Raw genomic sequence first — 13178 nt, 5'->3', positions numbered from 1 at the left:
ATGCCGTGTCAGCGGTCTCGATGCCGAGGTCAGGGGCGAGGGTCAGCGTCCGGCGCCCACGGAGACGCTCGACATCGCCTCGGCCAGCGTGCTCACCAGCTCGGGCAGGCGCGGCCCCCAGCGGGAGGCGACATCGGCGGGGACGGTGACGATGTTGCCGTTGCGGACGGCCTCGACCTCGGACCAGCCGGGGCGCTCGGCGACGTCCTCGGCGGTGTAAGACACCTGGTCGGTGATGACGATCAGCTGCGGGTCGGCCTCGATGATGGCCTCTTCCGTCAGCTGCGGGTAGCCGGTGCCGTCGGCGTCCGCCTCGTCGGCGATGTTGGTCGCGCCGAACTGGGTGTAGACGTCGCCGATGAAGCTGTTCGAGCTCGCGGAGAAGAAGGTCTCGTCCAGCTCGTGGTAGACCCGCAGCCCGTCGACGCCCTCGGGCGCCTCGGCGAAGGCGTCGTCGATCTGCTGGCGCAGGTCGGCGACGGTCTCGGCGGTCTCGTCGACGTGGCCCGTCGCCAGGCCGAGCATGGCCATGCCGTCCCAGCCGGCCTCGATGGTGATGGGGGCGGGGTTGTCGATGACCGGGATGTCGAGGGCCTCCAGCGAGGCGGTGAGGTCGTTGGTGTCACCGGAGATGACCACGAGGTCGGGCTCGTAGCCGGCGATCGCCTCGACGTTGGGCTCGTAGCCCGACAGGTCGGTGGTCGGCGCCTCCTCCGGGTAGGTGGAGTAGGCGTCGGCGGCGATGACCTGGTCCCCGGCGCCGATGGCGAAGAGGATCTCGGTGGCCGAGGGCGACAGCGAGACGATCCGCTGCGGCTGCTCCTCGATCGTCACCTCACCAGCGACGGTGTCGACCGTGACGGGGAAAGTGCCCGGGCCGGCCATGTCGTCCATGGTGTCGGAGGCATCCGAGGACGCTGCGGTGTCGTCCGCGCCCGCGTCGGCGGCCGCCGAGCTGGTGTCGTCGTCGGCGGTGTCGTCGACCTCGTTGGTGGCCGAGTCGCTGCCGCCGCACGCGGCGAGGGTGAGGCTCAGGGCCAGCGCGCTGGCGAGGGCGAGGGGGTGGCGTGATCTCATGTGTGTCCTCCTGTCGGTCGAGGAAGGTGATCGCTCGAGCGACGAATGGAGATCCGCCGTCCGAACCGGCCCCTGGGTCCTCGAGGGCATGTGGTGTTCGGATCGTCGGGCAGTTCGACCGGACTCGGTCATCGCACGCTCACCGGGGCGGGCGTGGAGGACTCCACCGTTGCGGGACAGTGCCGGATTCTCACCGGACTTCGTCTGCACGACGCGCTCAGTGTAGACCGACCGGTGCGCGACTAACGCACGTCCGGTTCGGGGAGGGCGAGGGCGAGCGCGCGGTCCAGCCGTTCCAGCCCGTCGGCGTCGGGGACCGCCACCCGGGCGACCCCGGGCAGGCCGAAGCTGGTGCAGTCGCGCACCAGCACGCCGCGGGGCGCCAGCCGCTCCCGCAGCCCGGGCTCCCGCACGAGCACCCAGGGCGCGTCGGCGGACTCCGCCGCGAGGTCGTGCCGCCCGAGCAGCGCGACCAGGTCCGAGCGCAGATCCCGTATGCCGTCGCGCCAGGCGGGCAGGTCGGCGCGCTCCAGCAGGTCGGGGAGCACGGCGAGCGCCAGGGTGCTCACCGACCAGTGCGGCTGCCGCGCGCGCAGCCGCGCGACCAGATCGGGGTGAGCGACGGCATACCCGAGCCGGAGCCCGGGGCAGTGGAACGTCTTGGTGAGGGAGCCGACCGTGACGGCGCCCGGATCGACGCGCCTTCTTGCGCTCCAGCGTCCGGTCGCGAGGGCGTAGAACGCCTCGTCCCAGACGTCGGCGCGCTCCTGCGGCGTCGCCAACCGACCCGTGGGGCTGTGCGGGTCCGTGCGCCAGCGCGGGCCGTCGGGCGAGCGGGGGTGCAGCCCGAACTCCGGCTCGCTGCGCACCCCGCCGCCGAGCTCGGCCGTGACCAGCGCGATCGCCTCGCTCCCGCCGTTCGTGAGCAGGACCCGCTCCGGGTCGGTGCCCAGCGCCTCGGCCAGCACCCGGGTCGCGGCGGTCGGGTCGGGGTACCGGCGCAGCGTGTCGAGGTGCCGGGCGAGGAGCGGCTCGACGGCTGGCGCGAGCGGGTTCATGTTCTGGCTCAGGTCGAGCAGCTCGGCCGGGTCGAGACCCAGCGCCGCGGCCACGGCCGCCCCGTCGCCGCCGTGTGCGCCGGCTGGTGGGACGGCGGATGGGGTCGGCGGCACGCACGCCAGCGTATTCCGGTGAGGGGGGACCCTGACGGGACCTCCTTGCGGGACGGGGCGTGGCCTACTGTGGAAGCGCCGGGGTGGGACCGCCCGCCCTGCGCACCCTGACCTCGAACGACGAAGGAGACTGCCCATGCGTGGCGTCGTCATGAACAAGCCCGGCGAGATCGTGGTCGTCGACCGGGAGGACCCGCAGATCGTCGAGTCCACCGACGCGATCATCCGCCTCGCCGCGACCTGCATCTGCGGGTCCGACCTGTGGCCCTACCGCGGCGTGACGGAGGTCGACCACCAGCCGATGGGGCACGAGTACGTCGGCGTCGTCGAGGAGGTCGGGGCCGAGGTCACCACGGTGAAGCCGGGTGACTTCGTCGTCGGCTCGTTCGTGCTCTCGGACAACACCTGCGAGATCTGCCAGGCAGGCTTCCCCTCCAAGTGCGTCCAGGCCGAGTCCGCCGCCGCCATCGGGACCCAGGCCGAGAAGGCCCGCATCCCGCTTGCCGACGGCACCCTCGTCGTGACGCCGGGCCAGCCCACCCCGGAGCAGATCCCCGCGCTGCTCGCGGCCTCCGATGTGCTCGGCACCGGGTGGTTCGCCGCGGACGCCGCCCAGGCGGGCCCGGGCAAGACCATCGCCGTCGTCGGTGACGGCGCCGTGGGGCTCATGGCCATCCTGGCCGCCAAGCAGCTGGGCGCGGAGCGGGTCATCGCCATGTCGCGCCACCAGGAGCGCCAGGAGCTCGCGCGCTACTACGGCGCCACCGACATCGTGGAGGAGCGCGGTGACGCGGGCGTCGAGCGGATCAAGGAGCTCACCGGCGGCCTCGGCGCCCACGGCGTCGTCGAGGCGGTCGGCACCCAGGAGTCCTTCATGCAGGCCGTGGGTGCCACCCGCGGCGGCGGCCACCTCGGCTACGTCGGCGTCAACCACGAGGTCGAGATCCCCGGCATCCAGCTCTTCTTCGCCGGCATCCACACCCTGGGCGGACCGGCGCCGGTGCGCCGGTACCTGCCCGAGCTCATCCGGCTCATCTGGGACGGCACCATCGACCCGGGCAAGGTCTTCGACCTCACGCTGCCGCTCGAGGAGGCCGCCGAGGGCTACCGCGCGATGGACGAGCGGCGGGCCACCAAGGTCATGCTGACCCTCTGATCCGGTCCAGATGTCCCTCCGAGGGCTGAAATTCCGCGACGCGCCGGGGTCTGCAGTTGGCGCAGGGCACCTGAGTCTGCCTACTGTGTGGCGGAATCATCCGTCCATCGAAAGGTGTGTCACATGAGCAAGAAGGTCATCGTCGAGGCCGTCGCCCGCGAGGCGGGCATGACCCAGGCCGCTGCCGACAAGGTCGTGAGCTCCGTCCTCGAGGCGATCTCCGCCGAGCTGGCCAAGGGCGAGAAGGTCTCGTTCCCCGGTTTCGGCACCTTCGAGGTCCGCGAGCGTTCGGCCCGCACCGGCCGCAACCCGCAGACCGGCGCCGAGATCCAGATCGCCGCGAGCAAGGCTCCGGCGTTCAAGGCCGGCTCCAAGCTCAAGGAGCGCGTCTCCAGCTGAGCTCAGCCCTTCTGCACGCAGCGCCCGGTCGTCCTCGGACGGCCGGGCGCTGCCGTGTCTGTCGCCCGGGCGTGGGGGTTTCCGGTTGACGCTGCGTCACTTTCTATCCTGCAGGTATGCCTGTTCGTCCCGACTCCGCCGTGCCTCGCGTCTGGGAGCGGTTCGTGGCGCTGGGGGACTCCTTCACCGAGGGCCTGCACGACCACGACCCGCAGGAGGAGGACGCCTACGTCGGCTGGGCCGATCGTCTCGCCGCCGCGCTCGCGGCGCGCAACGAGCAGCTCGGCCGCCCCTTCGGCTACGCCAACCTGGCCATCCGCGGCCGCCTCATCGACGCCGTCATCGAGGAGCAGCTCAAGCCCGCCCTAGCGCTGACGCCCGACCTGGTCAGCCTCTCGGCCGGCGGCAACGACGTGCTGCGGCCGCGGGTGTCGCTCCCGGCGGTCATGGATCGGCTCGAGAACGCGGTGCTGGAGATCCGCGAGACCGGTGCCGACGTCATCCTCGTGACGGCACCTGATGTGTCCTGGGCCCCGCTGGTCAACCGGGTGCACCCGCGGATGGTGGAGTACACCGCGAACCTCTGGGCGGTGGGCCAGCGGACCGGCGCCTTCGTCGTCGATGTCTACACCCTGCGGGCGCTGCACGACGCGCGCATGTGGGGGCCGGACCGGATCCACTTCAGCAGCGAGGGGCACACGCGCATCGCGGCTCAGGCGCTGTGGACCCTCGGGGTGGAGCAGGAGGAGGGGTGGACCGAGCCGCTCGAGCCGGCGCCGCCGTTGTCCCGCTTCGAGTCGCTCCAGGCCGACCGCGAGTGGGTGGCGCTGCACCTGCGGCCCTGGATCCGGCGGCGGCTGCGCGGCGAGAGCTCCGGCGACGGGCGCCTGCCCAAGCGCCCGCAGGTCACTCCTGTCGTGGATACGGTCGACCCGACCGACTGATCAGATCACCCGGACCCGCACCGGGCGTCGCGCATGGTTGCTCCCGCCCCCACCGGGCGTCGCGCATGGTTGCCCTCGTCAGGCCGCGACGTCGTGCAGGTGATGCTCGATGTCGTGCAGGAAGTAGATCGCGAAGGTCGACACCGTGAACTTCGAGCCGTTGGACCGTAGCCCGCGGCGCTCCCACTGCTCACCGTGCACCTGGTCGAAGTCTGCGGCCAGGGCGAGCGCGGCGACGGCATACTCCTGCGCGACGGTGTCGGGGTCGAGCTCGCCGTAGCGGCCCTCCTGCGCGGCCGTGTCCTGGTCCCAGTTCGCGAAGCGCGCGTCGTCGTCGGTGAGCATGAGGTGGAGGCGCTTTCGGAAGATGTCGCAGACGTCGCGGACGTGCGCGGCATACTCCAGCGTCGACCAGGTGATGGGCTGCGGACGCTCGGTGGCATCTGGGCGGGCCAGCACCGCCTGCCACCGGACGATGGACTGGCGCAGCCGCTCACCGGTGGTGGTGACGTTCAGGTCCGGATCGAAGCCGCACTCCGCGCAGCCCTCGGTGATGACGACGGTCCAGTCCTTGGTGTCCGGCTCGATCTGCTCCTGCCCGTCCATGCCTCGATCGTCGCACGCCAGATCGCGGGTCAGCACGACCTCCTCGGTGACGTCGCCGAGGGCGACGTCCCCGAGCGCGGCGTCGAAGCCGCGGGCGCGCAGGGACTGCTGCGTCTCACCTCCGTCCCCACTCCCAGCTCGGGGTGGTGAGCATGCCCTGCCCGGTGACCAGCGTCTCCCCGAGGTCCTTGACGAGCTCGTGCTGGCGCAGGGCCGGGAGCTCGCCGTCGTCGCCCTCGAGCTCGCCCACCGCCTCGTCGAGCGCCTCGAGCAACGGCCCGGAGTGCGTGACCACCACGACCTGCGAGCGTCGGGAGGCCCGGGCGATCGCGCGGGCCAGCGGCGCGACGAGACTCGGGTGCAAGCTGGTCTCCGGCTCGTTGAGCGCCATGAGACGCGGTGGGATCGGGGTCAGGAGGGCCGCGAGCCAGAGCAGGTAGCGCAGCGTCCCGTCGGACAGCTCGGCCGATCGCATCGGTCGGAGCATCCCCGGCTGGTGCAGCTCGAGGTCGAAGAGTCCGTCGGTCTCCGACACCGAGAGCCGGGCTCCGTCGAAGGCGTCGCGGATCGCCTCGTCGAGGTCGGACGGGGAGTCCTCGCGGATGGTCTGCAGCGCCGCAGCCACGTCGGAGCCGTCCTCGGCGACGGCCCAGGTGCGGGTGCCGACCTGGGGCCGACGCGAGGGTGCGGCGCCGTCGACCCGGAAGCCGTCGTAGCAGCGCCACGTCTGCAGCGCGTCACGCACCGCCCACAGCTCGGGAGCCGCCTGGGCGTCCACCATCTCAGTGAGCAGGCTCGTCCAGGGCGGCAGGCTCACGCGGGCCTGCTCCCAGCGGCCCTCGTCGTCGCGCAGCTCCACCCGGTGATGGCGTCGCCGGGCCACCTGGCGGCCCGGTCGCATGACCGGGCCGCGCCAGACCACCTCGCGCTTGATCTCCGGGTCCCGGTTGAAGCGGGTGACGTCCGACTGGACCGGAATGCCGAGATCGACCAGGTAGGACAGCTCGTCGCCGACGCCGCCGACGCCGAGCAGGAGCGAGACCGGACCGGACCGCATCGTGCCCTCCACGGCATACCCTCGCCGGGCCTGGGCGAGCGACTCCGGACCGGCCCAGAGGACGGAGCTCAGCCCACCCTCGTGCGCCAGGCCGCGCCCGACCTGCCCGCGGCCACAGGCGCCGAGCAGCCGCAGCGCGCGGTAGACGCTGCTCTTGCCCGACCCGTTGGCGCCGGTGACGACGGTGAGGCGGCCGAGCGGCAGGACGACGTCGCGCAACGAGCGATACCCGTGGATCGCGACGGTCGAATACATGCCCGCACGCTAGGCCGCCCCACCGACAGACCCTCGGCTCAGTCGGGCTGGCGCTCCGCCCGGTCGGCGAGCAGCCACTGCGCGGTGAGCGAGCGGAAGCGGTCCTCCCCGTCGCGCAGCCGCTCCAGCGCCGGGCCCACCTCGGGAGCATCCAGCGCAGCGAGCGCCTCCAGCGCGATCATCGCGAGATCGCGCTCATCCGTCTCCGCCACCGACACGAGGGCGGCGGCCGCGGGTCGGGCCGCGGGGTCGCCGATGAGCGTCAGCGCCTGAGCGGCATGCCGACGCACCGCCGGGTCCGCGTCCGACAGCGCACGGGCCAGCCCGTCGACGCCGGGCTCGCCCAGCTGCTCCAGCGCACGCGAGAGCTCGCGCTGCTGGTCCTCGTCGCCCTCCGCGAGGTGCGGGAGCAGCGCGGGGGCGGCCTCGGGGCCACCGGTGCGCCCGAGCGCCCACCACGCCTTCGCCGCGACCGCACTCTCGTCGGCGTCGGCGAAGGGCGCGATGTGGGGGAGAGCCTCGGGCGACCGGATCTTGCTCAGCGTGTGCAGGACCTGGACCGCCGAGCCTGGGGAGTCGCGCAGCGCGCCGATCAGGTGCGGCAGCGCCGCTTCCGGGTGTCGACAGACGGCCCAGGTCAGTGTCTCGCGCACGAAGAAGTCGTCCTCGGAGACGAGCAGCGCCACCAGCTCACGGGCCAGGGACGCATCACCGAGGGTGCCCAGCTGCACGGCCGCCTCCTGGCGGACGCGGGGGCGCGGGTCGAATGCGGCTCGCCTGGCCTGGTCGAGCGTGGTCACGGCAGTCTCCTTCGTGCGTGGGTGGGTGAGGGTCCAACGCGGACGTCGACAGTCTGATTCCTCACGCCGCGTCAGGGTCCAGTGGTTTCTCCGGTATGCCGCGGGCGCAACGATTCGCGACGCTCGGTAGGGATGAGAGTGGGTATCACTATACCCTTGGGGGGTATGCTGATCTGTGTCATACTCGCCGCATGAGCGCCGAGCACAGCCACGACCACGCGGCCGGAGCCAGCAGTCGGCGGCTGCTCATCGCCTTCCTCATCACGACGACGATCCTCGTGGCGGAGGTCGTGGGCGCCGTGATCACCGGCAGCCTCGCGCTGCTCGTCGACGCGGGCCACATGCTGACCGATGCCGGCGGTCTGCTCATCGCACTCATCGCCGCGCGCCTCATGGCCCGCCCGCCGAGCGAGCGCCGGACCTGGGGGTTCGCCCGCATGGAGGTGCTCGGTGCCGGGGCACAGGCGACCGTCCTGCTGGGCGTCGGGATCTACGCGGCGATCGAGGCGGTCCGGCGGCTCGTCGGGGCCGAGGAGGTCGAGATCGCCGGCGGCATGCTCCTCGTCTTCGGCATCGTTGGTCTGCTCGGCAACGTCGTGTCGCTGCTCATCCTCGCGGGCGGTCGCAACGCCAACCTCAACCTCCGGGCCGCGTTCCTCGAGGTCGGCGCTGACGCGCTCGGCTCGGTCGCCGTCATCGTCTCGGCGGTCCTCATCCAGACGCTCGGGTGGACCAGGGCGGACGCGGTGGCCAGCCTGGTCATCTCGGCACTCATCGTGCCCCGCGCGATCAGCATCCTGCGCGAGGCGGGCAGCGTGCTGCTGGAGTCGGTGCCCCCCGGGCTGGACCTCGCGGAGGTGCGCCAGCACATCCTGGAGGTCGATCACGTGCTCGACATCCACGACCTGCACGCCTCCCGCATCGGCACGGGCACCCCCATCCTCACCGCGCACGTCGTCGTGGAGTCCGAGTGCTTCCGCGACGGGCACGCCCCGCAGATGCTCGACGCCCTGCAGTCGTGCGTCGCGGACCACTTCGACGTCAGCGTGGAGCACTCGACCTTCCAGCTCGAGCCGCCGGCGCACACCGAGCACGAGCACGCCCACCACCCCTGAGGGAGCGACGCGCGACGGCATACCCTCGCAGCATGGAGGACGCCCACCCCGCCCCCGAGGCCGTCGACCTCGCGCACGTGCTCTTCGACCTCGCCCGGGCCGGGGAGGCCGAGCGGCTCGCGGCGTATGTCGACGCCGGCGCGCCCGTCGACCTCACCGATCCGTCCGGCAACACGCTGCTCATGCTCGCGGCCTACCACGGCCACCCCGCGACCGTGGCGCAGCTGGCGGACCGCGGGGCCGACGTCGACCGGCTCAACGACCGCGGTCAGTCGCCGCTGGCCGGAGCCGTCTTCAAGGGCGAGGAGGCCGTGGTCGCCGCGCTGCTGGAGCACGGCGCCGACCCGGAGGCCGGCACGCCGACCGCCCGCGAGACGGCGCAGATGTTCGGCCGTCCGGATCTGCTGCCCCCGCGTCCCCGGCCCTCGGAGTGACCACGGGATAGCACGACCTTGATCGGGTTCTTCGCCGACGAAGGTCGTGCTATCCCGTGGTCAGTCTCCGCCGTCCGTGGGGAGCAGCACCACTGACCCGGTCGCCACGTCGCCAGGGCCTGATCGGTCGTGGCGAGGAGTCCTTCATGGTGGCGCGCGAGTGAGGCCAGGTAGGCGTCGGTGACCTGACGATGCCCCTGGACGCCGCGGAGGTCGGCCGCCGTGTAGGACAAGTCGTCCGGCCACCAGTGGCCTCGAGGGTGATCGTCCACGGCTGCCAGCACCGCGCGGATCGTGTCAGGGGTCTCGCCCATCCGGATCAGGAAGCGGACGAGGGCGCCCTAGGTGATCGGGCACCAGGCGAAGTCGGTCAGACTGCGGACAGTGACCGACCTTGCTCCGCCGCCAGCTCGCGGACCTGTCGATGCACTGCCGGCGGGAGGTCCACCGTGGTGCGCATGGGATGCATCGTCGATGATGCCGCCGTGATGTGAGGGCTCATGGCATCAGCATGCCCTGCGCGCGAGCTGGCCATGGACGTCTATCCACAGCCTGGAGTGCTCAGCCGTCGGTGGGCGGCACCGGGCGGGGGAGCAGCTCGGCGCGGGCTCGGGTGAGCACATGCTCCCGGAAGAGCTGGGCGGCCGGGAGCATCCGGCGCTGTGGTGCCCAGGACAGGCCGACGTCACGGGTGGCGGTCGCATCGGTGAGGGCCAGGACGTGCAGCCCGGCCACCGGCGCCGCCACCGACCCGCCCCACGTGGTGGGCGCGATCGCCACGCCGAGACCTGCGGCGACATAGCCACGCAGGGTCGGCAGGTCGTCGGCGACGAAGGCGACGTGCGGCTCGAAACCTGCGTCGGTGCACAGCTGCTGGGCGTGCTTGCGCAGCAGCGAGGTCGGCTTGATCATGACGAACGGGTCGTCGCCGACCTCGGACAGCGCCACCTCCCGCGTGCCGACGAGCCGGTGCTCGGGGCCGACGAGCAGCCGCATGGGCTCGGCGACGAGAGCTCGCCACCGGGGCTGGTCGTCGCCCGGGTGGGGGCGCAGCGTCGACAGCTCCAGGTCGACGTCGCTGCGCGGCCCGACGTCCGGCAGCGTCTCGTCGTCCTTGGTCCGCAGGTCGAGGCGCACCGAGGGGTGCTCGGCGTGGAAGCTGCTCACGAGGTCGGGGACCAGCCAGGTGCCCAGCGACGGCTGGAAGGCGATCGTCACGGTACCGGTCTCCGGGTCCAATATTTGCTGGACCGCGGCGAGGCCGTCGTCGAGGTGGTGCAGCACCGCGTCGAGGTGCCTTTTGAACGCGGCGCCGGCGTGCGTCATCCGCAGCACCCGGCCCTCGCGGCGCAGCAGCGGGGTGCCGACCTCCTTCTCCAGCCGGGTCAGCGCGCGGGACACCGCGGGCTGGGAGACCATCTCGACCTCGCTGACCTCGGTGACGGTCACCCCGTCCGCGACGAGCTGGAACCAGCGCAGCGTCTCGATCTCCATACCTATGACGCTAGCGCATGGTTAACCTGTCTGAACGGCATTAGACGCATGGGTCGAAGACGAGGATCGTAGAGGTCATGGCGAAGTTCATCTACCGCATCCTCACCGGCGGCCCGCAGCACGACATCCGTTCTCTCCCCGCGACCCGCAGCGCGGCCATCGTGCAGTGGCCGACCGCCCACCGCTGACCGATCCACTGACCAGACCCCGCTCCAACCCCTGCGCGGCTACCCCCAGCAGGTCCGGACGCCGAACTCGACCCGCTCGGAGTCCACACCCGGAGCCGGGTCGTCACTGACCAGCAGCGTGCCGGTGTCGAGATAGCCGGTCGGGGCGTCGTCCTCGCGGACGGCGTCGGCGATCGCCTCGACTCCCTCGCGCGCCATGTTCTGCGGATACTGCGAGGCCGTGGCGTCGATCAGGCCAGGGCGCACGCCCTCCCGCATCGCGCGGCAGCCGCCGTCGACCGAGACCACGACGATCTCGTCCAGGTCCGCACCAGCGTCCTCCAGGGCGGCCAGCGCGCCGAGGGCGGCCGGCTCGTTGACGGCGTAGACGACGTTGACGTCCGGGTTCTCCGCGAGCACCTGGGTCATCGCGACCGCGGCGTTGTCGCGGTCACCTTCGGTGTCCACCGAGGCCACGACCGCGTCGTCGCCCTCCTCGATCCCGAAGCCGGACAGGAAGCCGGCCCGGCGCTGCTCGCCGGTGGAGACGCCGGGCGTCAGGTCGAGGGTGGCGATGTGCGGCTCGAGCCCGAGCTCCTCGACCTTGGCCGCGGCATACTCGCCGATGAGCTCACCGGCCCGCTCGTTGTCGGTCGCGAAGGTCGCGTCGACAGCCTCCGGCGGGTCGGTCGGCGTGTCGACCGCGATGACCAGCACCCCGGCCTCGCGGGCGGCCGCGATGGCCTCGTCGAGTGCCGCGGCGTTGGTGGGCGCGATGAGGATGCCGTCGACGCCCTGCTCCACCATGTCCGCGATCGCGGCTTCCTGGGAGGCCACGTCGGTGTCGCTGGTGCCGGTCGCGGTGAGCAGATCGACGTCGAGCTCCTCGGCCGTCTCCTCGGCCACCTCCCGCATCTCGACCCAGTAAGGGTTCTCCTCCTGCTTGGTGATGAGTCCGACGGTCACCGGCTCCTGCTCCTCGCCCGTGCACCCGCTCAGCGCCGTCCCGGCCAGGAGGGTGCCGGTCAGCAGCACCACCCGCGTCGTCGTCTGCATGCTCGTCCTCACCTCAGGCCTCCACCGTCTCGGGCGTCGACCCGGGTGCGGGCCGCGTGTTGCGCAGGTCGAAGAGCGCATAGAGCGCGACCAGCGCCAGACAGACGCCGGGAACGACATACCCCATCGCCGAACTGCTCACGTCCATGACCGCCGCGTGCACCATCGGGATGAGCGCCCCGCCCAGGATCGCCATGACCAGCCCGGCGGAGCCGAACTTCGCGTCCGGGCCGAGCCCTTGCAGCGCCAGGCCGTAGATCGTCGGGAACATCAGCGACAGCCCGGCCGAGATGGCCACGACCGCGATGAGCCCCACGATGTTGAGGACGAACATCGAGGTCAGGCAGCAGGCCACCCCGAAGAGCGCCATGACGAGCAGCAGCTTGGCCGGACGGAAGATCCCGAGCAGCCAGGTCATGACGAACCGGCTGATGAGGAAGATGATGAGGCTTGCCTGGAGCCACCAGCCGGCCGCGCCCGAGGAGAGTCCGACGACGTCCTGCGCGTAGAGGATGGTGAACGTCCAGGTGCAGGTCTGCGCGGCGACGTTGAAGAACTGCGCGATCACGCCATACCGGTAGTGGCGGTTGGCCCAGAGCCGGGCGAAGGTGCCGCCGCCGCCCTCGGTGAGGTCGACCGCCTCCGGCTGCGTCGGCAGCTCCATCTTGCGAAAGGCGATGAGCACCCAGATGATCACGAGCACGGCGGCGATGAAGAGGTAGGGCCGCAGCACGAGGAACAGGTCGGCCTCTTGGGCCGCCAGCAGCTCGCTGTCGCTCATGATCGTCTTGCTCTCCTCCGGCGTGAGGTTGGGGAGGATGAGCACCGCCCCCATGAGCACGCCGAGGTTGGCGCCGACCGGGTTGAACGACTGCGCCAGGTTGAGCCGCTGGGTGGCGCTCGCCTCGTCGCCCATCGCGATGACGAAGGGGTTGGCCGAGGTCTCCAGGATCGAGAGCCCCGCGGCCAGCACGAAGAGCGCCAGCAGGAACATGCCGTAGGCGAGCATCTGGCTGGCCGGGATGAAGAGGAACCCGCCGATCGCCGCGAGCCCGAGCCCGACGAGCACGCCGGCTTTGAGGCCGTAGCGCGCGTTGATGAAGGCGGCCGGCACGGCGAGCAGGAAGTAGGCGCCGTAGTAGGCGAACTGCACCAGCGAGGACTGGAAGTTGGTCATGTCGAAGATGCCGCGGAAGACACCGACGAGGATGTCGGTGAGGTTGGCGGCCATCCCCCAGGCTGCGAAGCACAGCACGAGCAGGATGAACGGGACCTTGAGATGCTTCGCGACCAGCGGTGTGCTGCGTGCTTCGACCTCGGTTGGCGTCGTTGCCATGGACGTCGACTCCCTCCCTGACGTGGCGTCAATGTTGTCGGACGTGGGGGTGAGCCTAACCCAGACCACCGACGGGCGCACTAGCCTGACGACAGCCACCCACCACGCAG

At 71.5% G+C, this 13178-nt stretch carries 13 protein-coding genes and 1 riboswitch; of the genes, 5 read left to right on the top strand and 8 right to left on the bottom strand.

Annotated elements, in window-relative coordinates; all coding sequences use genetic code 11:
- Nucleotides 1–42: 42 nt before the first annotated feature.
- Both AC5PYY_RS03400 and AC5PYY_RS03395 read right to left on the bottom strand, forming a co-directional pair.
- On the bottom strand, nt 43–1077 hold the full coding sequence (locus AC5PYY_RS03400; RefSeq protein WP_493898396.1) for an ABC transporter substrate-binding protein: 1035 nt from the start codon (nt 1075–1077) through the stop codon (nt 43–45).
- Between the two features lie 91 nt (nt 1078–1168).
- A riboswitch (cobalamin riboswitch) is annotated at nt 1169–1324 on the bottom strand.
- On the bottom strand, nt 1320–2249 hold the full coding sequence (locus AC5PYY_RS03395; protein ID WP_493898395.1) for an aminotransferase class I/II-fold pyridoxal phosphate-dependent enzyme: 930 nt from the start codon (nt 2247–2249) through the stop codon (nt 1320–1322). It overlaps the preceding riboswitch by 5 nt.
- Before the next feature lie 136 nt (nt 2250–2385).
- Between AC5PYY_RS03395 and AC5PYY_RS03390 the strand changes: the two genes are divergently transcribed.
- The 3 genes from AC5PYY_RS03390 to AC5PYY_RS03380 all read left to right on the top strand — a co-directional run bounded on the left by AC5PYY_RS03390 (nt 2386) and on the right by AC5PYY_RS03380 (nt 4748).
- Entirely contained in the window at nt 2386–3405 is a 1020-nt protein-coding gene (locus AC5PYY_RS03390; RefSeq protein WP_493898394.1) for a zinc-dependent alcohol dehydrogenase family protein, read from the top strand.
- A gap of 123 nt (nt 3406–3528) precedes the next feature.
- Entirely contained in the window at nt 3529–3804 is a 276-nt protein-coding gene (locus AC5PYY_RS03385; RefSeq protein ID WP_493898393.1) for an HU family DNA-binding protein, read from the top strand.
- A gap of 116 nt (nt 3805–3920) precedes the next feature.
- The gene (locus AC5PYY_RS03380) at nt 3921–4748 is read left to right on the top strand and encodes an SGNH/GDSL hydrolase family protein (RefSeq protein ID WP_493898392.1); all 828 of its coding nucleotides are present in this window, start codon (nt 3921–3923) and stop codon (nt 4746–4748) included.
- A 78-nt stretch (nt 4749–4826) separates the two neighbouring features.
- On the opposite strand, the gene AC5PYY_RS03375 is transcribed toward AC5PYY_RS03380, so the two are convergent.
- The 3 genes from AC5PYY_RS03375 to AC5PYY_RS03365 form a co-directional block, all read right to left on the bottom strand.
- Nucleotides 4827–5354, bottom strand: a complete 528-nt coding sequence (locus AC5PYY_RS03375; protein WP_493898391.1) for a DinB family protein — start codon at nt 5352–5354, stop codon at nt 4827–4829.
- 115 nt (nt 5355–5469) lie between these two features.
- Nucleotides 5470–6666, bottom strand: coding sequence for an AAA family ATPase (locus tag AC5PYY_RS03370; protein WP_493898390.1), 1197 nt, complete (start codon nt 6664–6666; stop codon nt 5470–5472).
- Nucleotides 6667–6704: 38 nt separating this feature from the next.
- Nucleotides 6705–7466, bottom strand: a complete 762-nt coding sequence (locus AC5PYY_RS03365; RefSeq protein WP_493898389.1) for a HEAT repeat domain-containing protein — start codon at nt 7464–7466, stop codon at nt 6705–6707.
- Nucleotides 7467–7657: 191 nt separating this feature from the next.
- Between AC5PYY_RS03365 and AC5PYY_RS03360 the strand changes: the two genes are divergently transcribed.
- Nucleotides 7658–8581, top strand: a complete 924-nt coding sequence (locus tag AC5PYY_RS03360; protein WP_493898388.1) for a cation diffusion facilitator family transporter — start codon at nt 7658–7660, stop codon at nt 8579–8581.
- Between the two features lie 32 nt (nt 8582–8613).
- Entirely contained in the window at nt 8614–9015 is a 402-nt protein-coding gene (locus AC5PYY_RS03355; RefSeq protein ID WP_493898387.1) for an ankyrin repeat domain-containing protein, read from the top strand.
- Between the two features lie 561 nt (nt 9016–9576).
- On the opposite strand, the gene AC5PYY_RS03350 is transcribed toward AC5PYY_RS03355, so the two are convergent.
- The 3 genes from AC5PYY_RS03350 to fucP all read right to left on the bottom strand — a co-directional run bounded on the left by AC5PYY_RS03350 (nt 9577) and on the right by fucP (nt 13068).
- On the bottom strand, nt 9577–10509 hold the full coding sequence (locus AC5PYY_RS03350; protein ID WP_493898386.1) for a LysR substrate-binding domain-containing protein: 933 nt from the start codon (nt 10507–10509) through the stop codon (nt 9577–9579).
- A 227-nt stretch (nt 10510–10736) separates the two neighbouring features.
- Nucleotides 10737–11732 (bottom strand): substrate-binding domain-containing protein, encoded by a 996-nt coding sequence (locus AC5PYY_RS03345; RefSeq protein WP_493898385.1) that lies wholly within the window; start codon nt 11730–11732, stop codon nt 10737–10739.
- A gap of 13 nt (nt 11733–11745) precedes the next feature.
- Entirely contained in the window at nt 11746–13068 is a 1323-nt protein-coding gene (gene fucP, locus AC5PYY_RS03340) for an L-fucose:H+ symporter permease (protein WP_493898384.1), read from the bottom strand.
- Nucleotides 13069–13178: the final 110 nt, after the last annotated feature.

The organism is Serinicoccus sp. JS2-9, assembly GCF_059025165.1.
Note: the sequence above shows the minus strand (reverse complement) of the source record. Positions and strands in the feature narration are given on the sequence as shown.